Here is a 25,000-nt window from a genome sequence, read left to right on the forward strand (position 1 = left end):
TGGTACCCAGCTCGTTGTCGTCTTCGCCGTTCAGAGCCATCAGGGCAGAACCGGCGATAATTGGGGTGTCGTCACCTGGGAAGTCGTAGTCAGACAGCAGCTCACGCAGCTCCATCTCAACCAGCTCCAGCATCTCTTCGTATTCTTCGGTGCCTACGCCGCCGCAATCTTCGGCCAGCAGGTCCGCTTTGTTCAGGAATACTACGATGTAAGGTACACCTACCTGACGAGACAGCAGGATGTGCTCACGGGTTTGCGGCATCGGACCGTCGGTCGCGCCACACACCAGGATAGCACCGTCCATCTGAGCAGCACCGGTGATCATGTTTTTCACATAGTCGGCGTGCCCTGGGCAGTCAACGTGCGCGTAGTGACGGCTCGGTGAGTCATACTCAACGTGAGAAGTCGCGATGGTAATACCGCGCTCACGCTCTTCTGGAGCGTTATCAATACCGTCAAAAGCAACTGCAGCACCACCCCATACTTCCGCACATACACGGGTCAGGGCCGCTGTCAGAGTAGTTTTACCGTGGTCAACGTGACCGATGGTGCCCACATTGACGTGGGGCTTATTACGTTCGAACTTTTCCTTCGCCATTGCGAGCGCCTCCTCAAACTAGCCGTCAAAAACAAGCCATTAACTTACACATAAAAAACAGCTGCGAAAGACACCTTTCGCAGCCGGGATATGGAGCTCTTGAGCAGATTTGAACTGCCGACCTCACCCTTACCAAGGGTGTGCTCTACCAACTGAGCTACAAGAGCCGAAAATCTTCAGCATTTGGAGCGGGCAGCGGGAATCGAACCCGCATCATCAGCTTGGAAGGCTGAGGTTCTACCATTGAACTATGCCCGCTAAAACATATGCTCACCCAAATCAGGCAACGCATGAAGCTCAACTGTCGCTGACACTTCCCAGCTGTTGGCGTTTTTCACCGCCGTCGCCTAAGCGACTATAAAATGGTGCAGGGGGGAGGATTCGAACCTCCGAAGCTTTCGCGTCAGATTTACAGTCTGATCCCTTTGGCCACTCGGGAACCCCTGCCAAAATTGAGCCGTGCATTTTCCAGCCCAAGGCAGCCACTGTCAACCGGTTTTTCTAAGAAATTCACCTGCTTACAGCAACATGCTAGAGAGAATGGAGCTGGCGAGAGGAGTCGAACCCCCGACCGGCTGATTACAAGTCAGCTGCTCTACCAACTGAGCTACGCCAGCATTCTCTAGACCACGTCTCAACGTGGAGGCGGGATTCTAGTGAAACTTTTATCCAGACGCAACACCTGAGCAATATTTTTGTTGTTTCTCGATGCCATTTTCCCTGCCAAGCAGCTCAACCCATACGGACGGGCCCAATTTAGCCGCCGCACCGGGCGCCAGCAACACCCAGTTTTCCTTGCGCGTGCGCTCAACCTCACGAATCGCCACATCATAACCAAGCGTTTTCATATCCTCTTTTCGCGCCTCGGCCAACTCTTTGCGTGTAAACATGCCGAAAGAAATGCCATTCGCCAACTCGCCGCGCGGAATCAAATAGCTGTCGATTTGCTTGGACTGCACTTCTCGCAGCCTTTGCAACGCCTCTTTTTTACTAGGTTCTGGAGGCAGATGAACCCAATAGCCGACCCCCTCCGGCATTTCCAGCTCACGAACCTCGGCGCCCACCGACATGGAGGCTAGCGTTTCCTGCATGTACTCAGCATCCAACAACCTTGGGAAAGGACCAACGATATCGCACAACCGCTCCCCATCAGCCGTTAAAACTAAGGTTTGCGACACATCAGGCTCAACCTCAGCCACCGCTTCTCCAGGCTTCTCGCCATCGACTTCAGACAATAACACCAGCGGTTTACCACCAACTCTAGGCGAACCCGAAACAGCAGCAGACTCCTCCACCGACTTCCACACCGTAAGCTGCAACACCAGCGCTGCTGCATTCAATCCCAGTAATGCAAAAAATATAAGCTTCATATCATCCCCTAAAGCAACGCTCTAACCCATCGAACACCAAGCCATCCACTACTTGCGCTGCTGGAAAGGCTTCTAACCAGACCCCGGCGTCACCGCCGGTCAAGACGAGGCTTGCACCTTCAAATCGCGCCATTGCGCGCTCAATCAAGCTCTGACCCATCACGAAAATAGCATGATCAATGGCACCACGAGTATCCTCGCCCGCCTCTTCGCCCAATCTGAAAGCCTCTCGCGACAGAGCTGCCCCCAAGGCCGCAGACTGCCCTGCCAACGCGCAACGCATCAAAGAAACACCAGGCGCAATATAACCGCCCAGGTGCTCTCCCCCCTGATCGAGCAGATCTACCGTTAGCGCTGTTCCACTATCCACAATCACCCAGGGACCCAGCCCGCGGTTTTTTACGGCCAACAACGCCAACCAACGATCCACGCCCAGGCTACGATAATCCCGGTAACCGCACCGCACACCTGCCGCTTCCGGACTGGCGGCAGCAAACTCCGGCTCGGGCATCCCTCTCTCCGACAGAGCCTCCACTAAAGACTGACGACGCTCATCCGCCGCCACACACGAAACAAGCACACGAACAACCGAACTTTTACCTCTCGACAACCAGGCAAATCCGTTTTCATAGCTTTCGACACCGCTTTCGCACAGCCGCCCAGCCATTCGCAACTGCCACTTGATACGGCTATTCCCCATATCAATTAAAAGGTTCACTCTGCTGACCTCAGTGAAACCTCGCCACCGTAATAACGTTGCACCCCGCCTGCCACATCAAGCAACAAAGCCCCCGCCTCATCCACCCCCAGCAACACGCCACTGGATGTCTCTTTTGCCGTGCTGACCGCTACCGAACGCCCCACAAATGCCGCCCGAGAGAGCCAGCGCTGGCGAAACCCGGAAAACCCAACGGAGGAAAACTCTGTCAGCATCGAAGACAGCGCAGCTATCAAACGACCGGCCACTGCATTACGGGACACGCCAGACACTCCCTGCTCCTCGGCCAAATGCGACACATCCACCCAGGGCTGATCAATATTTTGCGCTGCACCTATGGGCATACGCCAATTCACCCCCACACCAACCACCACCTGACACACACCGGCTGGATCACCCGTCATCTCCAACAACACGCCCGCCAACTTGCGCTGATCAACCAATACATCGTTGGGCCATTTAAGAGTCACACCGTTTAAGCCCAGGCCTTCGAGAACCTCAGCCACGCAAACACCCACCGCAAGACTCAACCCCTCCAGCGACGAGGCGCCGCCCTCAAACTGCCACAGCATGGAAAGATAGATATTTTGCCCAAACGGGCTAACCCAGGCACGGCCACGCCGACCGCGACCGGCCGTTTGCTGCTCGGCTATGCACACTGTGCCAGACTTTACGTTTGCCGACCGGGTCATCAGCTGCGCGTTAGTGGAATCAAGCACTAGCTCCAACTGCAAGTCGCCCTGCCAAGGCTCAGCTTCTTTTAATAACCGCTCACGCTGGAACAACTCCAACCCGCCCGGCAAGCAGTACCCCTGACCACGCCCCGATTGCAGCTCTACCCCCAATTCAGGCAGTTTTTTTAACTGTTTCCACACGGCGGTGCGCGACATAGACAAACGCTCACCCAGCTCTTCGCCAGAATGATAATTTCCATCCGCCAAAATTCGCAGCAGCTGCATCAAAACCGCATCGCTCATTGCTCCCCACCTCGATATTCACGACGGTAACGCGCCGCGCGAACACTGGTAAGTACCTCATAGCCCAGCGCCCTATTACGTGCCGCAACGCGGCTCACATCCAGCTGCGCATTCAACACCTCGATTGACGGAGCCTTCAGTTCTCCGCGCGCGATGGCCTGGATATTCGGAACGGCTGTCACATCAAAAATGGTGGAATCCATCGATACTCGCCCCGCCACCGCAACCTCCACCCCAGCCATTTCACCCACACCAGAAGCGCCCAAAATACGGTGTAAGCCATCGGCGTAACCGCCCGCAGCCACCGCCAGCACGGTCCCAGCCGGCAATTCAAGCTCGGCGCCATACCCGATACGGGATGGGCGTTTCAGCTGGCGCAGCTGACGTACCGGCAAGCTGAGGCCTACCACTGGCTGCATCGGGTTAGCGCCGCGCGTATCCGGATTAACACCGTACAGCGCCGCACCAGGGCGAACCAAGTCAGCGTGATAATCGTCGCCCAAGAAAATGCCGCTGGAATTTGCCAAGCTAAAAGCCACATCGGGACAGTGCGCGCGCAATTGATCGCGGACAGAGTTAAAACTGGATAGCTGCTCTCGGTTTTGTGGGTGCAGCGCCTCATCAGCACACGCCAGGTGACTCATCACAAGCCTCACCCCCAGTCGCCGACACTTAGATTCATCAGCGCCCAGCGATAGCAAATCTTTCGCCGCCAAGCCCATGCGAGTCATACCAGAATCAAATTTAAGCGCGCACTGAGCTTCTGCGCCGGTGACCGCCAATAGCTGTTGCCAGCGCTGTACTTCAGCCAAAGTAGACAACACCGGGGTCAGACCAGCCTCAAGCAGCTTGCGCTCTTCACCCACGGCAAAGCCACCCAATATGTAACGTCTGGCATCGCCCGGTAAAACATCGGCCACCGCCAGGGCTTCATCCACCGTCGCAAAAAAGAAATCTCGGCAACCGGCACGATGCAACACCTGGCCAACGCGCCGAGCACCCAAACCATAGGCATCGGCTTTTATCACGGCGGCGACAATGGAGTTCGGCGCTTGCGCGCACAAGAGGTGCCAGTTGCGCACAACGGCATCCAGATTGACGGTTAGCACACCTGTTGACGTGTCCATAGGCCTCGGCGGGAAAAGTAAAAGCGGCATAGTTACAAAACTATGCCGCAAAATCCAGCGGGCCTCTGAAAAACTCTCTACAGCAGCACACTCCGCCAGCGGCGGGTGTTGAAATTAGAGCTAGCCCGGATAAGGCTCGATAGGAATAATTCGGCCTTCGTCATCATAGTGCAGCTCAGCCATTTTAATGCTGCGCAGATGAGTCACGCCTTTTGACAGGGACGAATCGTGATAAAACAAAAACCAGCGGTCTTCGTATTGGCAAATAGAGTGATGAGTCGTCCAGCCGACGACCGGGTTAAGAATTTTCCCCTGATAGGTAAACGGCCCGTATGGATTATCGCCAATGCCGTAACACAAATAATGCGTGTTGCCGGTGGAGTAGGAAAGATAATACTTGCCCTGATACCTGTGCACCCAAGGCCCTTCAAAGTAACGGCGCTCGTGATCGCCCGCTTTTAGCGGCTCTCCGCTTTCGTCGAGAATTTTGATCTCGCGAGGCGCTTCAGCAAAGCTTTTCATATCGTCGCTTAACTTTGCCACAATGGGGCCCAACGCGGGCTCATGGTCTGCTGGCTCTTCATTGGCCTCGCTGTATTCATTATTGCGGTATTTTTGCAGCTGCCCACCCCAAATACCGCCAATATATAGGTAGTACTCGCCATCATCATCCGCGAACACCGCCGGATCAATGGAGTAACTGTCGGCAATTGGTTCGGGCTCGGGCGTAAACGGCCCCACAGGAGAATCACCAACGGCTACACCGATCTGAAAAATATCGTCCGCTCGCTTAGCGGGAAAGTACAAATAATACTTGCCGTTTTTGCGGGTAGCGTCTGGTGCCCACATCTGGCGCGCAGCCCAAGGCACGTCATCAACGTGTAATGCCACACCATGATCCACCACTTCAGATTCGGGCGACTCCATGGAGAACACGTGATAGTCCTCCATACAAAAGTGATCGCCATTATCGTTAAAGGCAACCCCACCTTCGACATCGTGCGACGGGTAAATATAAATCTTGCCATCAAACACATGGGCTGACGGATCAGCGGTGTACATGTGAGTTACCAGCGGTTGCGACAGCGCTTTTTTATTCAGCTCGTCGTAATCGATATCCGCGTATTGTTCATCGGCCATGTTCAGCTCTCAATTAAATAGTTACACTTTCAGTCGTTTCACTGCGACGCTGTTCAAGGTCGCTTTCAATTTGCTGCTCCATGGACTTATCGATTTTATAAAAGAACAGCAGCGCAGCGGCGATAAAACCAGGCAGCGAAGAAAACACACTCACCGCAAGGATAATGCCCTGCACTGTATCGGCCGTTTGCACTGGCGCGCCCGCTTCATAACCGTAAATAGCCAACAGCGCAGCCACCAGAGAACCGCCCAGGGTTAAGCCAAGCTTTAACCCCAAAATCATTGCCGAGAAAATAATACCGGTGGCGCGACGGTGGTTTTTCCACTCGGAATAGTCGGCCACATCGGCAATCATGGCCCACAACAACGGAATGGTAATACCGTAAGAAAAGCCGTGTAGAATCTGCGCGACAAACACACTGCCAATGGACTCGGGTTTAAAGAAATACAGCACCAACACAAACAGCATGGACACGGCCAGCGCCCAGCCAAACACATCACGCTTACCAAAACGGCTGGTTAACGGCTTGGAAAAACCGATACCGACAATCATAAAAATAATGCCCAAGCCATTAAATAAACTAAAGGCCGAGGTGGGCGCGTCTTCAGGCCAGCGGAACTTGGTTAAGCCTGCGCCCTGCAATACCGAATTTAAACCGGCGATAAAGCTGTTAAAGCCAGAGTCATTCAGAAACTGCGCTAAGTGCGCTTCACTCAGGTAATTCTCAAAGTAGTAAATCAGCGAGCCGCCTTTCAGCGACAGCATCATAAATACAGAGATGGTCGCCAACAGCATAATGACCCAAGGCAAGTTCTTAAACAGATCACCCAAGTCGTCTTTCACACTGGACTTTTGCGCTACGGTGGGCACCACTCGCTCTTTGGTGGTAACAAAGGTAATGATAAAAAACACCGCGCCGACAAACGCGAAGATGGTCATCACCTGCTTAAAGCCCTCGGCTTTGTCGCCATCTCCCAAAATCAGCACCAACGGCAACAGCAACACCTGAATAATGAATTGCGCCACCATCACCGCCACAAAACGGTAAGACGATAAGCTAACCCGCTCACCCATATTGCCGGTAATCACACCACTGAGTGCTGAGTAAGGCAGGTTGTTCGCCGAGTACAGCATCATTAACGCTAGGTAGGTAACGAAGGCGTAAATCAACTTGCCTGACGGATCCAAATCCGGCGTGGTAAAAGACAGCAAGGCACCAATACCAAAAGGCACGGACGTAAACAGTACCCATGGGCGAAACTTACCCCAGCGGGTGTTGGTGCGATCAGCCAACACCCCCACCACAGGCGCAAAGATCACACCGCCGAGGATGCCGCACACCCCAGTCACCATAGACGCCTGTGCAGGCGGCAAGCCATACACATCGGTATAAAAGAAGGCGATAAAGGTAACCAGAGTTTGGAAAATCAGGTTGGCGGCCAAGTCGCCGAGGCTGTACCCGACTTTTTCGACCACCGAAAGTTTTTCGACGCGTGCATTCATAATGTTATCTTCGCTTGATTATTGTTGTGGGTGCATAGCCTAATTAGTCAACTTGACTATATGATATAGCCAAGGCGACTGTAATGCAAAACTTTGCTAAAAAAATACCGGGCTCAGCCCGGTATTTTCTGTTCGCTTACTGCTCTGCAAACTGCCACAGAGAGTAAAACGCACTGAGCGGTGGCGACTGATCGCCAAACAGCCCTTCGGTCAACGTAATCTGGTATACCCGAGCGGTTTGCTGCGGGTGCACCTTGGGCTGCTCGGTACTGGCAAGCTTAATCATTAGCGCCTTGCCGCCATCAGCCACACTGACCTCGGCGGCCTCGTCGCGGCGATCCATTTCGGCCGAGCCATAATCCGGTGCATCGCGGTACAACCAGGAGCGCACCAGTACCGACGCCTCCACCGACTTGGTTTGCACCGGCTGGGTCAAGCTGACCTTAAAGCCGTCCGCCGTTGCGGTGACCGACTTAATCGCAGGTGCGACCGTATTACCATCGTAGGTAATACGTTGCAGCGCCGCCACATGGCCACCTTTAGCCTGCCAGCCTCGCCCGGTTTGCCCCACCAGCAAGCTGCTATCGGGCAAAAACACTCCGCGCATTACGCCCGACTCCAGCCCGGACATAAAGGGAATAACCGCGCCCTGCAGACGATCCCCCACCTTTTCCGTTACCACTCGCAACAGGTTCGACTGAGTTTGATCGCCCACCAGCATTTGCCCGGCAAAAGGACCAAACTTGCCATCGGTGGTATCCCATACCGGGTTGCCCGGCGCATTGGCGACAATATTGTGAGGGAAAAGCACCGCCGCACGTTCGCGAGTATCGGCCACCTTATCCCATTGGATGTCGGGCGAATCCGGCTTTTTGCCGGGCAAATCCACCAGGCCACTGGGGTGGCCGTAGAATTTGTTTTGCTCCAGCACAAACAACTTCGAGGTACCAACAAACTCACCTTGGTTTTCGGTGTACCAGAGTTTGCCGTCCGGCCCGGTGGCAAGCCCCGCCGGGCTGCGCAAGCCGCTGGCGTACAAACTGTACTCACCTTCGGGCGTAACGCGGATATTCCAGCCGCTGTAACCGCCCTGCGAGCCCATGTATTCACCGTCGGCCTTATACACAGCCTCATCGGTGTGCGCCAGGTTCAGGTTGATGTGATAAGCGCCATCGGCCGCACGAGCGGGACCGTGCATATAAGTGTGGTAGTTACCGTGGTAGCCATGGGCATCGAATAAGGTATCGAACTTATCGCCCATGCCATCGCCGTCGGTGTCGGTGATACGGGTCAATTCAGCCTTTTGCCCCACCACAAGCTGCAAGCCATGGTCATCTTCTATTTGCACGCCCAGGCTGTCGAACAGCCCTTCGGCAAACAGGTGCCACTGGCCATCTTTTATACGCCAGATACCAGCCGTGCGCGTAGCCACGACAATAGTGCCGTCTTTGGCCAGCGCCAAGCCCAGTGCCTCAAACAACTGGTCACGGCCGTAGTTATCTTGCGGCGGCAGGTAGTTTTCGATCCGATAACCTGCGGGCAAGTCTGCCACCGCCTCTACCCGCTTCAGGGGCTGGGTGCGGTAATTAAAATCCGCTGGCTTGGCCTGCCAGGCGTTACCGGCCAAGGCGATTTTGGCTTTCAGCTGCGCAGCGTCAGTGCCCTTGGGCAAAGTCCACACGCCGTCTTTAAGCGTGCCAGCCGACACCCGGGCGCCGCTTAGCGCTGAAACACTGACCTCGAAACGCTGCTGCTCCGCTCTATCACCTGCAACAGAGATAACCACGTCGCCAGAAGTGGCGATCTCGGTGGTGACTGCCAAGGTATTTTGCCCAACCCGATAGCGAAAGCTGGGCGCTGCCGTCTTGCTCGTTGAGGGCCGCTCGTACCCTAAAAACTGCGCGTCCTGCTCCGCAATAAGTTCGGCCTGATCCTTATCGCTCCAAAGTGCCTGCTTAACGGTTTCCATATCGCGAAACACGGCTTCTTTAAATGAGAAGTCGATTCGCTCGCCCGCCTTATTCAAGGGCGCAAACAGTACGCTCTGCTCACCCAGGTCAATTTCGCGGGTTTCAAAACCGGTTTTAATGCCATCGCCACCGCGGTTGGTCAGCTCGCCCGTCATATCCAGAAAACCGCCCTGCCACACTTTGGCGACACCTAAAATGCGCGGATCGAAACTGTAGTTAACCGAGTTGGTTTGCCCTACGTGAATAGTGCGCGCCGACAAACCTTCCATTGGGCCGCGTTGTAACCGAACGCGGTCGGTCACCAGAAACTGCAAGTCATCCTGCAGCGGGTCGTACTTCTCGGGGCCACTGGACTCCACCAATTTGATGACAGGCCCTTGCTCCCAAGGGGTATTGAGGGTTTGCAGGTAATACCCGATAGCGTCCAGCTGTTTATCAGGCAGGGTTTGCTTCATATAAGGAGGCATAATCGGCATATATGCCTCGCCTTCTTTCCCGCCGCTTTCGTAAATGGCAAGCTCGGCAGCAGGGCTTCTGACGCTGCGCTCTAAATAACTGAAATCAGCCTTCACCGTAAAGTGATGATTTTCCGCGGTTTCGATAATTTCGCGGTCACGTGGAGTCTTTTTAAGCAGACCAAATAAATTGGGGCCGGTTTTCATGCTGGTGTCACTGGCAGACACCGCATGACATTCTTTACAGCCCAAATCCTGAAACGCCTTTTTGCCCACGGCGACAAAGTCCACCAGCTCTGTCTCATTGGTGTCACCGCCGCTGGCATCGGGCACGCTGACTTTTTCAAAGTCGGCCGGGTGCACATTTAATGAGCGCACCGCCAACTGGCCCGAGCGCACTCGCAATAACGCCGGACCACTGGTTGTCTCCCAAGGCTTAATAGAGTCGGCACTAAAGCCGAGTAATACGGTATTTTTTTGCACCAGCTCGCCATTTAAGCGAGCCTCGATAATCATGGCGTTAGCCACTTTATTAGAGGCATCGTCGTAGCGCGGCGCGCGAAACTTGACCTTCAAGGTCTGCCATTCACCCCCAGCGGTACGCGCCTCTTGCAGCGGCGCGGTGGCGCTGATGTCATTGCCGCGGCCACGCATGCCGCCGGCTTTCACATCGCTGCCACCGGCAAGTGACACCTCGTAGCGCCCCTGCAAGTAGACCCCGGCATTGGCCTGCGCCGTTGCCAGGTATTCCAAGGTCAAGACGCTATCGCCGAGATGCACATTAGACTCTACCGACTCACCCGCACTCAGCAAAAGCTGCGAGCCCTCCCCCGCGCGAGACAGCTTTCCACCGCTAAATTCAACACGGGAGCGTTCCAAGGCATCGGTATTTTGCAAGTACGAGAAAAAATCAGCAGTTGTATTACCCGCCGCAAAAGCGGGGCTTACGCTCAGCGCCAACAGTACGCCGAGCCGTTTTTTATTAGATTTCATCATTGGGCTCTCAAATAAAATTCTTCGGCAAACAGTGCTTATAGTTCGCGAATCCAGATATTGCGAAACTTGGAGGGGTTACCATGATCCTGCAGCCGCAAAGGCGCACACCCATGAGCCTCGTATGGTGGATGACCGATCCAGGCAGTGGGCCCCTGAACCTCAACATGGTTTTGCACCAGTACGCCATTGTGTAACACGGTAATGTAAGCCGGAGAGGTCAGCTCACCGGCATCGCTAAAGCGCGGCGCCTTATAAATAATGTCGTAAACATTCCATTCACTCAGAGGCTTGGTGGCGTTTACCAAGGGGATATGCTGCTTGTACACCGACGCTGCCTGTCCATTGGGGTAGGTTTCACCACCAAAGGAGTCGAGCACCTGCACTTCGTAGCGCTCCTGGAAAAAGACGCCGCTATTGCCGCGCCCCTGCCCCTCCGGACCCTCCATGTCTTTTTCAGCGGGCGGCTGCCATTCAATATGCAGCTGCACATCACAAAACTCCTGCTTTGTGCGAATATCACCTGATTTTGGCGCGGCCACCATTACATCACCCTCAATATTCCAGGGTGCTTTTGCGCCATCGCTGACAGACTCCCAAGCAGAGAGCCCGGAGCCATCAAACAGAACAATGGCATCAGAAGGCACACCTGACTCGCTGACGGTTACTTTCGCAGGTACTGGCTCCCACACTTCGGTTTCTTGCGCCTGTTGCCAGGGCTCTTTTTCAGTGGCAGTTACAGGCAGTGCTATCACAGTGGTCGCCAGGGTTGCGGCGGCAAAAAGTGCTCTCTTCATGGGGTATCTCGCTTATTAGTATCTTGATTAAACATAGGCCGAGCCCCGAAAGTTTTAAATATGAAACCCGGCAACACAAATAAAAAGCAAGACTCTACTATAGCAAGTTAATGTCCGCTAAACCTTAAGTGAAATTAAAGAAAGTTAAAGATCAAAGCCGGTAACGATAACGCTCCTACTCAGCATAAAACCGAATGAGTTCCCTCTTCGCAATTAAAAGAAACGTAAATTTTAAATGATAATCGTTTACATCATTGTTGCTGCACGCCTACAATCCGCCCTCACAAGCTAAATGATAACAGTTATCAAACTCATTTTCGGCTAGCCTGCACCATAAAAACCCAACAAGCAGAAGACCGCTAGAGTCCGGCCGTTTTCACCATTGACCCGTTATAGGACGAACTAAATGAATAAGCTGAGCAGTAAAATGGCCCTGTTGGGCACCTTCTTGCCTATGTGCTCTACCATGGCACTGGCACAACAGTCACAGGATGACGTTCAAGTTCTGAAAACCACCGTGGTGCAGGCTGCCTCTGAAGAGCTGAAACAAGCCCAGGGCGTCTCCATTGTCACCGAAGAGGACATGAAGCACCGCCCGGTCGCTAATGACATTGCTGAAATCGTTCGCACCATGCCCGGCGTCAACTTGTCTGGCAACAGCAGCTCGGGCCAGTACGGCAACAACCGTCAAATTGACATTCGCGGCATGGGCCCCGAAAACACGCTGATTTTGATCGACGGCAAACCTGTTCTGTCGCGCAACTCGGTAAAAATGGGTCGCTCTGGTGAGCGTAACACTCGCGGCGACAGCAACTGGGTTCCACCAGAAGCCATCGAGCGCATTGAAGTGATTCGCGGCCCTGCGGCGGCCCGTTACGGTTCAGGCGCGGCCGGCGGCGTGGTGAATATCATCACCAAAAAGCCTGATGAAGCCACGACCACCATCACCGCCGAAACTCAGCTATCCGAAGACAGCATGGAGGGCGATCAGTACCGAGCTAACCTCGTTACCGCCAGCCCCTTAACCGAGCGCTTCTCGCAGCGCACTTATATTAGCTACAACAAGCAAGACGCTGACGATGTGGACATCAACCGTGATGAAACCGTTGAAGGCTCACGTGTTGCCGCCGGCCGCGAAGGGGTAGAGAACCAGGACTTCCGCACCATGCTGCGCTTTGACCAAAGCGAAACCCAAACCTGGGAGCTGGAAGGTGCCTACAGCCGTCAGGGCAACATTTACGCTGGTGATAATGCCTTCCAGGGTGTGGACCATACAATGTCCAACCTATTAGCGGGTGAAGAAACCAATGTGATGCGCCGCAAAACTTTGTCGCTGACCCACAAGGGCAACTTCAGCTTTGGCGATTCTTTCAGCTACCTTCAGTGGGAAAACACTCGCAACACCCGTTTGGGTGAAGGCTCTGCCGGTGGTGGTGAAGGTGCTATTAACTCGGAAGAATACAATACCGTTGAGCTGGAAAACTTCAGCGCCAAAACGGAATGGAATACCCCTTTGCAGTTGGGCGGCCTGAACCAGACAATAACTTACGGTGCCGAATTCCGCAGCGAAAAACTGGATGACGGTGTGAACAACCAAACAGGCGTAGGCAACGTTGAAGACGGCGACCTGCCCGGCACCATCACCGACCCGGACCTGCGCCCGAGCGAAATAGACGCAACATTAGTGGGCGTATATATTGAAGACAATATCGCCCTTACCGACACCATTATGCTGACCCCCGGTGTGCGCTTTGACTCGCACAGTGAATCCGGCACCAACTGGTCACCCAGCGTAAACGCCTCTTGGCAAGCTACATCTAACCTGTCGCTGCAAGCGGGTATCAGCCGTGCGTTTAAAGCCCCCAACCTGTACCAGTTAAACCCCAACTACGCTTACTACACTCGCGGTAACGGCTGCCCCGTTGCCTACCCGAGCCTGGGCGGCGGCTGTACGATTCTGGGTAACCCGGACTTAAAGTTCGAAACCTCCGTTAACTCCGAAATCGGGGTTAACTACACCGCCGATGATGGTTTTGCCACAGGGTTGACTTACTTCCACAACGACTACGAAAACAAAATCACCACCTCGGCCACCGACCCAATTGGTGTGTTCGAAGGCACTCAGGTATTCCGCTGGGAAAACGCGCCCGAAGCAATTGTTGAAGGGCTTGAAGGTAACTTAAGCGTACCGTTTACCCAGGCACTTACCTTTACCTTAAACGCCACCGTCATGCTGGAATCCAAAGACACCACTACCGATGAACCACTGAGTATTATTCCGGACTACACCCTGAATTCTATGCTGGTGTGGTCTGTAACCGATCAGTGGGACATGGTGCTGAGCGGCCAACACTACGGCCCCACCGAAAGCCCCAAGTTGGAAAACAGCGGCGATGTGGTTGAAAACCAAATGGATCGCGATGCCTACAACGTTATTAACTTCAGCACCAACTACGACTTTGGCGGCGGCTTTGAAGTGATCCTGTCGATGAAAAACCTGATTAACGACCAGCTTAAGCGTGAAGGTACCTCGACTAACGCAGGCGCCAACACCTACAACGAACCGGGCCGCAGCTACCTGGTATCGCTGAGCAAAACGTTTTAATTCTTTATAAGCAATACACAGCGGCGTTTTGGGCGTCGCTGTTTTTTCATTTTGGCTCGGTTATTTAGGTACATAACCGAGCCAAGTCCATTGACCCTTAATGACATGGTTTTTGTCATGATTAGATTGATTGCCCCATCCCATCGTTCGTTTACGGTCCCGCGCAACCTTTTGTTTGTAGCCCTGGCGTTATGCAGCGACCAACAACTGAGCGCCGCCACTCCAGCACAGATCGACCGCTTGACCGAAAAGTGGTTACAGGTGGAGCAACAAAATCACGCGCTGATCAATGACTGGAAAACCCAAAAGCCGGCTATGCAACAGCGTTTATCCCTGCTGCAAGCCGAAAAAGAACAGCTGACCCAAATGCTGCAAGAAAGCAGCGCCGGGCAGGACGACGTAGAAGAACGTCGCTCAGAATTAATGGCCGAGCAGGCCGAACTGGAACAACAGCAAGAAAAACTCACCGAAGCTTTGGCGCAGCTGGCCGCCACCACCGAGGGCTTTTTACCCATGTTGCCAGAACTAGTACGCAACAACTGGGAAAAAGAGCAGCAAGCCGTTGGCGACCAAGCGGAAACATCCGTACTGCTGCAAGGCACACTGGCCAAGCTGTCAGACCTCAACGAATTCAACCAGCGCATTACCACCCATGAAACGGTAATGAGTACAGGCACAGACGATGTACTGGTGAAACAAATTTATCTTGGTGCCGTCTACGCCTGGTTTGCCAGCCAAGGGGGTGACTACGCCGGTTACGGTCGCACTGTGAACCACACCTGGCAGTGGCAGTTTAGCGACAAAATAGATGGCGACGCGATTAATCGCGCGATTGATGTCTTCGAAAAACGCCAGCCGCCACAACTGGTACAGCTGCCCATTATTATTGGCACCGAGGAGGTACAGCCGTGAAATTAACCGCTACACTTCTCAGTAGTCTGCTAACTCTCTGTGTGGCTTACACCGCACCCTCGGTCGCACAAGATGCGGAAGCCTCACTGGTTAAAAAAATTGAACGCGCGCAAAGTAACTTGGCGCGCACCGAGCAGAAAGTATTGCGCGAGCGCAACGATGTTGCCGGTAAGTTACGCAGCCTGGAAGAAGAAGTTTTAAACCTGCGAGATAAAACCGCCGTGGCGCGCCGCAAAATGGACGAGAAAACCCTAAGCCTGGGGCAACTGGAATCGCGTCTGAAAGATTGGAAAGAGCAACAGAGGTTTCAACAGAATCTGTTGAACCGTTTTTTGAAACAACAGGGTTACAGCAACCAGCAACTGGCTGAACTCTCTCTAAGCGAAAAAATTAACGCCACTAACCGCTTCAGCGAACAGCTGCGCGAACGCATGGCGCCACAATGGCGCGAGGAAAAAGTCGTGCGCGCCGATGGCACCATCGCACCGCTACCCACATTGCACATTGGCCCAGCCAGCTGGTATGTGGATGCCGAGCAAGCGGGCTTGGCCGAAACAGATAACGATGGCCATCTTAAAAGCCTGGCACAACTGTCTGGCGGCCAGAGCGACAATATCGTTAACCTGACCAACAACCCCCAGGGCGAGATTACCTTCGACCCGACACAAGGCCGCGCCTTGCACGCGCAACAAACCTCCGAAACTTTAATTGAGCACATCGCTAAAGGTGGATTGTGGGCCGCACCCATCTTACTGTTTGCGTTAATCGCTACCGCTACCGCGCTGTTTAAAGGCTGGCAATTGTGGCAGCTGCCCAAACTGATTCCGGCGCGCACCCGATCCGAATTACAACAACAGCGCGCCAACATTCAGGCACAGAAAGGCAGCATGCAAAAAGCACTGCTGGATACCTCGCTCAACAGCAACAATCCGCGCGAGCGCGACGACCGCTTGTTTGCTCAACTGCACGACGACAAAACCGTGCTGGAGCGCTGGCTTACCATTATTACCGTTACCGCCACTGTGTCGCCTCTGTTAGGACTATTGGGTACGGTAAGCGGAATGATCGAAACCTTCCGCATGATGACCACTTTCGGCTCCAGCGATCCGGAAGTCATTTCCGGCGGTATTGCCCAGGCGCTGGTGACCACCGAGTTGGGCCTGGTAGTCGCCATTCCCGCGCTGGTCTTAGGCGCTGTTTTATCACGCAAGGCGAAACGCTATTACCACGGCCTGGAAAGCTTTGCCCTGGTACTGAGCGGCGAAGATGCCGAGCCACAACCGGCCAAAACCACGCGAGAGGCAACGGCATGATTGAGCAAATCACCAACAGCTGGGTGTGCTGGCTAATGTTATTGCTGGCGCTCTACATCTATCACCAATTGTGGATGGACTATTTGCACCTTTTAGATGCGCCGGAAATGGCCGAACACAATGCGCCCGAGTATCAGCGCAAAATCACTGCGCTAAAAGTCGGTGCCTTACCGCTGATGGGCCTGTTTGGCACCATCACCGGCCTGCAAGATAGTTTTACCGGCATGATGCTGGGCGGCACTGACAGCCAGATGGTGGCCAACGGTATTGCCCACGCGCTGTTTACCACACAACTGGGATTGGTGTTGGCCATTCCCGGCTGGCTGCTGCTGGTGTTTGTAAACGCCAAGGGCAAAAGCTGCTACGCCACCACGACCGCGAGGTAACTGACATGACCAGCCGTTTGCAGCGTCGCCTGGAAATCCAGGAGCCTCAGGGCATTGATATGTCGCCCCTGCTGGACGTGGTGTTTATTCTGTTGATCTTTTTTATTGTCTCGACAGTTTTTGTCAAAGAAACCGGGGTAGAGGTAGACAAGCCCCAGGCCATTTCCGCGCAGTCGCAAGATCAACAATCCATTCTTTTGGCCATTACCGGAAGCGGTGAGGTGATGTACGACAGCGCCAACATTGGCGTGGCGGGCGTGCACGGCACGGTAGAACAACTACTACTCGGCGAAGACCGCCCGGTGGTTATTCAGGCCGACCGCACCGTGCCCACCGAGCTGTTGATGGAAGTCATCGACGAGGCAAAAATTGCCGGTGCCGTCAGCGTCAACATCGCCGCACTTAAGGAATAGGCGTCGCGGTATGGAAAAACACTTAAGTGCCTCGGCATTAAGCGCTGGTCTGCTGGCGTTAGCCGTTGGCTTCTTGTGGCTTTCTCAGGCGCTTAACCGCGAGTCCGCCGAGCCTCCTGGAATGTTGGAAGTTCAGGTGATTCAACCTGAGCCACCACCGCCCACGCCGAAAACGCAGCAGGTGGTGGAAAAAACCGATTTCCGTATTCAGGTAGAGGGCGACGGCCCCGCGGTGGTGATGAACGATATGGAAGTCGACGTTGAGGTGGACGACCCAGACATGCCCGAGGTACAGATACAAACCACCCAATGGACCGATTACAAAATTGATCTGGACGCCTACAACCTGGCCGATCTGGACAGCCAGCCATCGCTGTTAACGCCGATCAATATCCGGTTTCCACCCGAGCTTAAAAGCCGCGGCATTGAGAAGGTTATGCTCAAGCTGGAAGTCATGATCGATGAAAACGGCAAGGTCACTCTGCTGGATATTATCGATAACCCGCACACCTCATTGGTGGGCGAAATTAAACGCTTTGTTGACCGCAGCCAGTTCAGCCCGCCGCAAAAAGATGGCAAGAAAGTTCGGGCTCGTTTTATCTGGCCGCTGGAAATTAACTCTTAACGACTGCGAATATAAAGGCGATTACCCAATGACACTTTTGCACCGTTTTATTCGCCCCCTGGCTTTTGTGGCAAGCATAAGTTTTGCCCACAGCCTTAGCGCGGCACACATTACCCTGGAAATGGACGACCCTGAGTGGACGTTTTTACTTAAAAGCAGTCATCAGCAAGCGGGCAACGCCAGCTTAACCAGCGAGGAGGGGAAACTTTTTCGCGAGATCCAGCCGCTGCTGGCCAAAGGCGATTACCAGGGCGCGCTGACGCAAATTGAACAGAATACATCAAGCGATGCCAGTGCTGCGCTCTATGAAATTAAAGGCCAGGTGCTACTGAACTTAAAGCGCTACGACGATGCTGCCGCTGCCCTTAATAAAGCGCTGGAAATGCAACCGGGGCTTGCGGTATCCCACCGCGCGCTGGGTATGATTTACCTGATGCAGCAGGACTTTAAAAACGCCAAACAACACCTGAGCCAAACGCTTGAGCTGGGCGGTAACGACGCCCAAACCTACGGCCAACTGGCGTACGTAAATTTACAGCTGCATAAACCTCACTCGGCAGTGGCCGGTTATCAAACAGCGCTGTATCTCGACCCGGAAAACAGTCAATGGTACCAAGGCTTACTCTACGCCCTTACCGCCAGCAACGATTTCACCCAGGCGGCGAGCCTGGTCGACGAAATGCTAATCGACAAACCCAAGGGTCGCCGACTGTGGGTTCAGCGCGCACAAATTGCCATGAACGCCGGCGACAAAACCAAAGCCTTAGGCAGTATGGAAACGGCCTTAGCCCTGGGGGCGGATCGCGTTGACAACATCGCTTTAGCGGCAAGGCTGCATATGGAGCTGGGCAATCCGCGCCGCGCCGTAGAACTTTTATCGGGGGACAGTCGCCGCTTTGCCAAGGCCGGCGATATGGACACCTTACTGCAAATGGGCCGCTGGCTGGCCTCGCGTGATGAATGGTCCGCACTTGAACGTTTGGTAAAAGCAGTTGGCGACGTTAAGGGCTCATTATCCGGCGACCAACAAGCTGACTTTTTGGTAGTGGAAGGACAGGCGGCCATCGCCCGCAAACATTTCAAAACCGCCAGCAGCAAATTGGCTGCGGCTATCGAGCTGGCACCGGGCAATGGCGAAGCCTTAATCACCATGGCCAATGTACAAAAGTTAAGAAACAACCAACAGAGCGCGGTGATGTATTACCTGCGTGCCGAAACGTTGCCCGAGTTTAAAACCCGCGCCTTACAGGGCCGAGCCCAAGTCGAAATTGACCGTAAGGACTACGCCGCCGCATTGAATTTATTGCGAAAGCTTTACAAGGAAGAGCCCAACCGCCAACAGGTGTTTGAAAACATTCAAACGCTGGAACGCATTGTTCGTAATCAAGCGTAAAGCGATACATATTGACTGACGGCTACAAACATCTCGAATAAGTGAACACGTAAAGTATAGGCTACGCAGATAGCCCCTTAAGCAGTCTTTGATAAACGGCGCCAGATAATTTCTTCTGGCGTTTTAACAATGTGCGCCCCCAAGCTGCACCTTACTTTTAATAGCTAAGCAACCAAACCCATGATTACTCATTCTTTTTTTAGCGCACAAAATTCGCTAATGAAGGTGGCGAGAATCGCTACCGTCATCGTAGGCGGCTATACATTCACCGCCGCCCTCTGCCACTGGCTTAAATGGCTGACACCTGTGTCTGACCAGGAGGCGCGATTACTGGTCAACATGTCTTTCTTTATTATTTATCTACTGGTTTTGATGGCGCTATTTTGCGGTAGTAATCACCGCCGGATTATCGCCATTACCCTGGTGGGCAATGCCGTACTCTGGGCGCCTTGGTTACTTCTCGTTCAGGAGGCTGGCGTATGAAACAGGCCTTTCAACAATCGATGACCTGGCTGCACACCTTGAGTACCCTGCTGCTCATCTGGATCCTTTTCGCGATTTTTTTCGCCGGCACCCTGGCGTTCTTCCGTGTCGAAATCACTCACTGGATGCAGCCGGAAAGTCATGCCTCCGCGCCTTCGGAAAAATCTCTGCAAGTTGCCCTGGATTACTTAACTGAACACGCACCAAATGCGAAAAGCTGGCAAATCAGCCTGCCAGATTCACGCACTCGCACAACGGGGTTATCCTGGGAAAACTATAACGAAGAGCGACAAAGGCGCCGCGGGCCACGAGAGATTATTAATGCTGACAGCGGCGAACCCATTAAAAGCCGTGAGACCGCCGGCGGTGGATTTCTGTATCGATTTCATTTCGAGCTTTATCACATTCCACGCGGTATCGCGCGCTTGCTGGTGGGCATAGCGACTATGATGATGTTTGTCGGAATTATTACGGGTTTGTTTACAAGACGTAAATTGTTCGCTCACTTTTTTACCTATCGCCCCGGTAAAAACTTATTATCCTGGATTGACGCTCATGTAGTCACTGGGCTGATGGCGCTGCCTTTTCACATAATGATTACCTTTTCAGGACTCATTTTATTTTCCAACATCCTTCTATTTTTAAACACAGACGATAATCGCGGTCGTTTCGATAGGGGGCGCGATAACGCTCTTGCCGCCAAAGAAATTGCCCCGCCTACAGTGGACAACTGGCAGCCCAAGATCAGCGCCATGATTGCCCACGCGCAGCAACAATGGAGCCAGGAGGTGAGTAACATTCGGATTGATAATCCACGCCAGAGCGACGCCAGATTTTCTGTAGAATCCGGCACGCAAGACTCCTTAACGGCGGGACGAAATGGGCACGCCAGTATGAGCTTTAACTACGACGGCCAACCCATAGAGCACCATGCTGCCGAGAAAGCGGATAATGTTATCTCTGCCACTTACAGCTCACTGCGACAATTACACGAAGCTCACTTTGCCGATACCACTATGCGCTGGTTATTTTTCTTCTGCGGCGTTCTGGGCACATTTATGGTGGCCTCAGGGGCAATTTTGTGGGTAATTAAGCGAGCCCGTCAGCAACTGGGAAAATTTGGTGTTGAGCTGGTCAGCGCGTTAAATGTAGGCGGTATTGCGGGATTGATATGTGCAACCGGCTCACTCTTTTGGGCCAACCGCTTTTTACCGGTGGGCATAGTCGAACGCCGTGACTGGGAGATCAATGTATTTTTTATTATCTGGGGAATATGCTTGCTATACGCGGTTTTTTTCCGCCACCGCAAAGGCTGGTCGGCGCTTTTGGCACTGGCATCAGTTTTATACATTTCGATTCCGCTACTGGATCAATTCACCTCACCGGTAAGTCTGCTACATGCATTCAAAATCGGCGACTGGATTCGCCTGGGCTTTGATGGCGTAGCACTATTATTCGGCCTAGGAATGTTCACCGCTTTTTACTATCTCGCGCTAAGAAATGAAAACGACGGCTTACGCCTGGCAAACTTAAAGTCATTTGCGAGCAATAAGCATAAGGAGGAGACATGTTAATCATCGCCTATATTTTGGCTCTGATCGGTTTAACCTACTTTGCGGCAACCATTAAAAAACCGTTTCAATTACTCCACGGAAAAAAAAGTAAGCTGCCGGACAACCAGAAATGGCTGCTACACGGCTTTGGTTATTTACACATTGCTATTGCGCTATACCCGTGCCTCCTTAGATGGGGGCCTCAAGTAGGTATCGCCATCTGGGTTGGCGTTATTCATGTGGCAGGGTTTACCCTTGTGCCCATACTTACTTATCGACCCAACTGGTTTTGTTATTTATGGAAACTTTGCCTATTCGGTAGAGTAACCACAAAGCAACCGTAGCAAGTCCGTCCTTTTATCTCTGTAGCCATATCGTTCACGACCCGATATGGCTTTTAATGTCGCAATCATATGCTGGTAGACAGCAGTTACGCTCGGTCGAAAACCAATAACATCTTCATAATGTACAGTCCCCCTCACCGAGTTTAGTTAAGCGAAAACATTAGCGTTCGTACACAGCACTCAATCTAACCCTAGGGTTTAAATTTTTCGTAAATAATTTACCCGCCTCAATTTATTTCTGTGTTTAAGGCTCGCAGGCTCGTTCAATATATTTTTTGCTTTCGCGAAGCAGAAGCAGAAGCAGAAGCAGGTGAGCATCTAAAAGTCCAACCTGTACCAACGCGACTGACTTTTTCTACTATTACTAGATCAAATAGTAGAAAAAGTTATTCCTGCCATCATCAAGGATGGCATAAGTATGGTTTTCCAGACGCTATTAAGACAACAACTCGAAATTTTTAGTCTTATCTACGTTAGGTGATGACGAAATCGTAGTATTCGCCCCCCCTAATACGGCCCCTTATTTACAGAGATGTAAGGGAGGTAAACTTAAAAGAAAGCAAATCCTTTACGAGGCAATAGTTTTCAAAAATAACGGCACCTGAGCAACCGGATAGCTGCAACCTAGAGAGCTAGGCGCACGTGGCCATAAGCAAGATTGCCACAGCATATCGCTTTTAAGATGAACGCGATGAAGTAGTGCACCAGACGCCACACAAAGATGAAGCACAGGAACAAGTCGTAGCAGACCAACGCGATAGCGCGTATCTGTGGCTGGCAATGGCCACCTAAGCTGGGAAGTAGCCCACAAAGTAAAACGCCCAACCGAGTTATCGATTGGGCGTTTTAGATTAGAAGCTTGACGAAGGTTGGCCCCGCAAGTGAAGCGAGCGCCTTGGGTCTGACCGTAGGGCATCGGCAAGCACCAGCTAGCGTAGATAGTAACTCACAAGAAAAACGCCCTGCAGGACTACCTACAGGGCGCTTATATTAGAAGCTTGACGATGACCTACTCTCACATGGGGAAGCCCCACACTACCATCGGCGCTGAGTCGTTTCACTGCTGAGTTCGGGATGGAATCAGGTGGTTCCAACTCGCTATGATCGTCAAGCAAACAGGTATGGTTTGTTTTCGGTCTTATCTACGTTCGTAGTGCCTAATCACACAACCAAATAGGGCGATGAACAAAGTTGTTTTTCGTTTTACTGAGGACACTGTGTATCACACTAAGTCCGTCGATTGATCATGTTATCAATCAGTCGATTCTGTTATATGGTCAAGCCTCACGGGCAATTAGTACTGGTTAGCTCAACGCCTCACAACGCTTCCACACCCAGCCTATCAACGTAGTAGTCTTCTACGGCCCTTTAGGGGATTCAAGATCCCAGGGAAAGCTAATCTTGAAGGAGGCTTCCCGCTTAGATGCTTTCAGCGGTTATCCCGTCCGAACGTAGCTACCCGGCAATGCTATTGGCATAACAACCGGAACACCAGAGGTTCGTTCACTCCGGTCCTCTCGTACTAGGAGCAACTCTTCTCAACTTTCCAACGCCCACGGCAGATAGGGACCGAACTGTCTCACGACGTTCTAAACCCAGCTCGCGTACCACTTTAAATGGCGAACAGCCATACCCTTGGGACCGGCTTCAGCCCCAGGATGTGATGAGCCGACATCGAGGTGCCAAACACCGCCGTCGATGTGAACTCTTGGGCGGTATCAGCCTGTTATCCCCGGAGTACCTTTTATCCGTTGAGCGATGGCCCTTCCATACAGAACCACCGGATCACTATGACCTACTTTCGTACCTGCTCGTCGTGTCAGACTCGCAGTCAAGCTGGCTTGTGCCATTACACTAACCTCCTGATTTCCGACCAGGATTAGCCAACCTTCGTGCTCCTCCGTTACTCTTTGGGAGGAGACCGCCCCAGTCAAACTACCCACCATACACTGTCCGCGATCCAGATAATGGACCTGCGTTAGAACCCCAAACATACCAGGGTGGTATTTCAAGGTTGGCTCCACCACAACTAGCGTCATGGTTTCAAAGCCTCCCACCTATCCTACACAAATAGGTTCAGAGTTCAGTGCAAAGCTATAGTAAAGGTTCACGGGGTCTTTCCGTCTAGCCGCGGGAACACTGCATCTTAACAGCGATTTCAATTTCACTGAGTCTTGGGTGGAGACAGCGTGGCCATCGTTACGCCATTCGTGCAGGTCGGAACTTACCCGACAAGGAATTTCGCTACCTTAGGACCGTTATAGTTACGGCCGCCGTTTACCGGGGCTTCGATCAAGAGCTTCGCCGAAGCTAACCCCATCAATTAACCTTCCGGCACCGGGCAGGCGTCATACCCTATACGTCCACTTACGTGTTTGCAGAGTACTATGTTTTTAATAAACAGTCGCAGCCACCTGGTCACTTCGACCGGTCTCAGCTTAGGGAGCAAGTCCCATCACCAAGGCCGGCGTACCTTCTCCCGAAGTTACGGTACCATTTTGCCTAGTTCCTTCACCCAAGTTCTCTCAAGCGCCTTGGTATTCTCTACCTGATCACCTGTGTCGGTTTACAGTACGGTTCGTTATTACCTGAAGCTTAGAAGCTTTTCCTGGAAGCATGGCATCAACCACTTCGTCTCAAAAATGAGACTCGTCATCAGTTCTCAGCCTTAAGAGCCCGGATTTACCTAAGCTCTCAGCCTACAACCTTAAACACGGACAACCAACGCCGTGATGGCCTAGCCTACTCCGTCCCTCCATCGCAGTAATAACAAGTACAGGAATGTTAACCTGTTTCCCATCGACTACGCATTTCTGCCTCGCCTTAGGGGCCGACTAACCCTATTCCGATTAACGTTGAATAGGAAACCTTGATCTTCCGGCGAGGGGGCTTTTCACCCCCTTTATCGTTACTCATGTCAGCATTCGCACTTCTGATACCTCCAGCATGCTTCTCAACACACCTTCAACGGCTTACAGAACGCTCCCCTACCATGCACAAAGTGCATCCGCAGCTTCGGTTGCTAGTTTTAGCCCCGTTACATCTTCCGCGCAGGCCGACTCGACTAGTGAGCTATTACGCTTTCTTTAAAGGATGGCTGCTTCTAAGCCAACCTCCTAGCTGTCTGAGCCTTCCCACATCGTTTCCCACTTAACTAACATTTGGGACCTTAGCTGGCGGTCTGGGTTGTTGCCCTCTCGACGACGGACGTTAGCACCCGCCGTCTGTCTGCCATGATTGCACTCCACGGTATTCGGAGTTTGCATGGGGTTGGTAAGTCGGGATGACCCCCTAGCCCAAACAGTGCTCTACCCCCGTGGGTGA

Annotated in this window: 19 protein-coding genes, 4 tRNA genes and 2 rRNA genes (1 of these 25 cut by a window edge); 10 read left to right on the forward strand and 15 right to left on the reverse strand. The window is 52.9% G+C overall.

Features of this window, described 5'->3' with window-relative positions; all coding sequences use genetic code 11:
- From D568_RS0118225 to D568_RS0118290, 13 genes are all read right to left on the reverse strand, one after another.
- A partial coding sequence (locus tag D568_RS0118225) for a GTP-binding protein (RefSeq protein WP_020211050.1) occupies nucleotides 1-598 on the reverse strand: 598 nt, incomplete at its 3' end.
- A 91-nt stretch (nucleotides 599-689) separates the two neighbouring features.
- Nucleotides 690-765, reverse strand: a tRNA-Thr gene (locus D568_RS0118230).
- A gap of 17 nt (nucleotides 766-782) precedes the next feature.
- Nucleotides 783-856 (reverse strand) — tRNA-Gly (locus D568_RS0118235).
- A gap of 105 nt (nucleotides 857-961) precedes the next feature.
- Nucleotides 962-1,045: transfer RNA gene (locus D568_RS0118245), tRNA-Tyr, on the reverse strand.
- Between the two features lie 94 nt (nucleotides 1,046-1,139).
- A tRNA-Thr gene (locus D568_RS0118250) sits at nucleotides 1,140-1,215 on the reverse strand.
- Nucleotides 1,216-1,263: 48 nt separating this feature from the next.
- Entirely contained in the window at nucleotides 1,264-1,968 is a 705-nt protein-coding gene (locus tag D568_RS21310; RefSeq protein WP_020211051.1) for an SPOR domain-containing protein, read from the reverse strand.
- Nucleotide 1,969: 1 nt separating this feature from the next.
- Nucleotides 1,970-2,686 carry a type III pantothenate kinase gene (locus tag D568_RS21315; protein ID WP_020211052.1) on the reverse strand — a complete coding sequence of 239 codons (717 nt, stop codon included), beginning with the start codon at nucleotides 2,684-2,686 and terminating at the stop codon, nucleotides 1,970-1,972.
- Entirely contained in the window at nucleotides 2,683-3,663 is a 981-nt protein-coding gene (birA, locus tag D568_RS0118265) for a bifunctional biotin--[acetyl-CoA-carboxylase] ligase/biotin operon repressor BirA (RefSeq protein ID WP_020211053.1), read from the reverse strand. Before birA ends, D568_RS21315 begins: the two co-directional genes overlap by 4 nt.
- Entirely contained in the window at nucleotides 3,660-4,790 is a 1,131-nt protein-coding gene (alr, locus tag D568_RS0118270; protein ID WP_020211054.1) for an alanine racemase, read from the reverse strand. Before alr ends, birA begins: the two co-directional genes overlap by 4 nt.
- Before the next feature lie 120 nt (nucleotides 4,791-4,910).
- The gene (locus D568_RS0118275) at nucleotides 4,911-5,930 is read right to left on the reverse strand and encodes a glycoside hydrolase family 43 protein (protein WP_020211055.1); all 1,020 of its coding nucleotides are present in this window, start codon (nucleotides 5,928-5,930) and stop codon (nucleotides 4,911-4,913) included.
- A gap of 13 nt (nucleotides 5,931-5,943) precedes the next feature.
- On the reverse strand, nucleotides 5,944-7,434 hold the full coding sequence (locus tag D568_RS0118280) for an MFS transporter (protein WP_020211056.1): 1,491 nt from the start codon (nucleotides 7,432-7,434) through the stop codon (nucleotides 5,944-5,946).
- 136 nt (nucleotides 7,435-7,570) lie between these two features.
- Nucleotides 7,571-10,855 (reverse strand): 3-keto-alpha-glucoside-1,2-lyase-like domain-containing protein, encoded by a 3,285-nt coding sequence (locus tag D568_RS0118285; protein ID WP_020211057.1) that lies wholly within the window; start codon nucleotides 10,853-10,855, stop codon nucleotides 7,571-7,573.
- Nucleotides 10,856-10,890: 35 nt separating this feature from the next.
- Nucleotides 10,891-11,649, reverse strand: coding sequence for a 3-keto-disaccharide hydrolase (locus D568_RS0118290; protein WP_020211058.1), 759 nt, complete (start codon nucleotides 11,647-11,649; stop codon nucleotides 10,891-10,893).
- Nucleotides 11,650-12,055: 406 nt separating this feature from the next.
- Between D568_RS0118290 and D568_RS0118295 the strand changes: the two genes are divergently transcribed.
- The 10 genes from D568_RS0118295 (at nucleotide 12,056) to D568_RS20765 (ending at nucleotide 21,676) form a co-directional block, all read left to right on the forward strand.
- On the forward strand, nucleotides 12,056-14,254 hold the full coding sequence (locus D568_RS0118295; RefSeq protein ID WP_020211059.1) for a FepA family TonB-dependent siderophore receptor: 2,199 nt from the start codon (nucleotides 12,056-12,058) through the stop codon (nucleotides 14,252-14,254).
- Between the two features lie 117 nt (nucleotides 14,255-14,371).
- Nucleotides 14,372-15,166, forward strand: coding sequence for a DUF3450 family protein (locus D568_RS0118300; RefSeq protein ID WP_051084104.1), 795 nt, complete (start codon nucleotides 14,372-14,374; stop codon nucleotides 15,164-15,166).
- A complete protein-coding gene (locus D568_RS20750; RefSeq protein WP_020211061.1) occupies nucleotides 15,163-16,479 on the forward strand; it encodes a MotA/TolQ/ExbB proton channel family protein in 1,317 nt (438 codons plus the stop codon). The genes D568_RS0118300 and D568_RS20750 overlap by 4 nt, the downstream gene beginning before the upstream one ends.
- Entirely contained in the window at nucleotides 16,476-16,865 is a 390-nt protein-coding gene (locus D568_RS20755; protein ID WP_020211062.1) for a MotA/TolQ/ExbB proton channel family protein, read from the forward strand. Before D568_RS20750 ends, D568_RS20755 begins: the two co-directional genes overlap by 4 nt.
- 5 nt (nucleotides 16,866-16,870) lie before the next feature.
- Nucleotides 16,871-17,278 carry an ExbD/TolR family protein gene (locus D568_RS0118315; protein ID WP_020211063.1) on the forward strand — a complete coding sequence of 136 codons (408 nt, stop codon included), beginning with the start codon at nucleotides 16,871-16,873 and terminating at the stop codon, nucleotides 17,276-17,278.
- Between the two features lie 10 nt (nucleotides 17,279-17,288).
- Nucleotides 17,289-17,903, forward strand: coding sequence for an energy transducer TonB (locus D568_RS0118320; RefSeq protein WP_020211064.1), 615 nt, complete (start codon nucleotides 17,289-17,291; stop codon nucleotides 17,901-17,903).
- 28 nt (nucleotides 17,904-17,931) lie between these two features.
- A complete protein-coding gene (locus D568_RS0118325; RefSeq protein WP_020211065.1) occupies nucleotides 17,932-19,296 on the forward strand; it encodes a tetratricopeptide repeat protein in 1,365 nt (454 codons plus the stop codon).
- A gap of 180 nt (nucleotides 19,297-19,476) precedes the next feature.
- The gene (locus D568_RS0118330) at nucleotides 19,477-19,779 is read left to right on the forward strand and encodes a hypothetical protein (protein ID WP_020211066.1); all 303 of its coding nucleotides are present in this window, start codon (nucleotides 19,477-19,479) and stop codon (nucleotides 19,777-19,779) included.
- On the forward strand, nucleotides 19,776-21,353 hold the full coding sequence (locus tag D568_RS20760; RefSeq protein WP_020211067.1) for a PepSY-associated TM helix domain-containing protein: 1,578 nt from the start codon (nucleotides 19,776-19,778) through the stop codon (nucleotides 21,351-21,353). Before D568_RS0118330 ends, D568_RS20760 begins: the two co-directional genes overlap by 4 nt.
- Nucleotides 21,347-21,676 (forward strand): DUF3325 domain-containing protein, encoded by a 330-nt coding sequence (locus tag D568_RS20765; RefSeq protein ID WP_020211068.1) that lies wholly within the window; start codon nucleotides 21,347-21,349, stop codon nucleotides 21,674-21,676. Before D568_RS20760 ends, D568_RS20765 begins: the two co-directional genes overlap by 7 nt.
- 996 nt (nucleotides 21,677-22,672) lie before the next feature.
- Here D568_RS20765 and rrf read toward each other — a convergent pair.
- Nucleotides 22,673-22,788: ribosomal RNA gene (gene rrf, locus D568_RS0118345) — 5S ribosomal RNA — on the reverse strand.
- A gap of 161 nt (nucleotides 22,789-22,949) precedes the next feature.
- Nucleotides 22,950-25,000 (reverse strand): 23S ribosomal RNA (locus tag D568_RS0118350); it runs 835 nt beyond the window's last position.

It is taken from the genome of Gilvimarinus chinensis DSM 19667 (assembly GCF_000377745.1).
GTDB classification, from domain to species: domain Bacteria; phylum Pseudomonadota; class Gammaproteobacteria; order Pseudomonadales; family Cellvibrionaceae; genus Gilvimarinus; species Gilvimarinus chinensis.

Excerpts from the sequence above, each read along its gene's own strand:
- D568_RS21310 (WP_020211051.1), bottom strand. The coding sequence starts at position 1,968 with ATGAAGCTTATATTTTTTGCATTACTGGGATTGAATGCAGCAGCGCTG.
- birA (WP_020211053.1), bottom strand. The coding sequence starts at position 3,663 with ATGAGCGATGCGGTTTTGATGCAGCTGCTGCGAATTTTGGCGGATGGA.
- alr (WP_020211054.1), bottom strand. The coding sequence starts at position 4,790 with ATGGACACGTCAACAGGTGTGCTAACCGTCAATCTGGATGCCGTTGTG.
- D568_RS0118275 (WP_020211055.1), bottom strand. The coding sequence starts at position 5,930 with ATGGCCGATGAACAATACGCGGATATCGATTACGACGAGCTGAATAAA.
- D568_RS0118280 (WP_020211056.1), bottom strand. The coding sequence starts at position 7,434 with ATGAATGCACGCGTCGAAAAACTTTCGGTGGTCGAAAAAGTCGGGTAC.
- D568_RS0118285 (WP_020211057.1), bottom strand. The coding sequence starts at position 10,855 with ATGATGAAATCTAATAAAAAACGGCTCGGCGTACTGTTGGCGCTGAGC.
- D568_RS0118290 (WP_020211058.1), bottom strand. The coding sequence starts at position 11,649 with ATGAAGAGAGCACTTTTTGCCGCCGCAACCCTGGCGACCACTGTGATA.
- D568_RS0118295 (WP_020211059.1), top strand. The coding sequence starts at position 12,056 with ATGAATAAGCTGAGCAGTAAAATGGCCCTGTTGGGCACCTTCTTGCCT.
- D568_RS0118300 (WP_051084104.1), top strand. The coding sequence starts at position 14,372 with ATGATTAGATTGATTGCCCCATCCCATCGTTCGTTTACGGTCCCGCGC.
- D568_RS20755 (WP_020211062.1), top strand. The coding sequence starts at position 16,476 with ATGATTGAGCAAATCACCAACAGCTGGGTGTGCTGGCTAATGTTATTG.
- D568_RS0118315 (WP_020211063.1), top strand. The coding sequence starts at position 16,871 with ATGACCAGCCGTTTGCAGCGTCGCCTGGAAATCCAGGAGCCTCAGGGC.
- D568_RS0118320 (WP_020211064.1), top strand. The coding sequence starts at position 17,289 with ATGGAAAAACACTTAAGTGCCTCGGCATTAAGCGCTGGTCTGCTGGCG.
- D568_RS0118325 (WP_020211065.1), top strand. The coding sequence starts at position 17,932 with ATGACACTTTTGCACCGTTTTATTCGCCCCCTGGCTTTTGTGGCAAGC.
- D568_RS0118330 (WP_020211066.1), top strand. The coding sequence starts at position 19,477 with ATGATTACTCATTCTTTTTTTAGCGCACAAAATTCGCTAATGAAGGTG.
- D568_RS20760 (WP_020211067.1), top strand. The coding sequence starts at position 19,776 with ATGAAACAGGCCTTTCAACAATCGATGACCTGGCTGCACACCTTGAGT.
- D568_RS20765 (WP_020211068.1), top strand. The coding sequence starts at position 21,347 with ATGTTAATCATCGCCTATATTTTGGCTCTGATCGGTTTAACCTACTTT.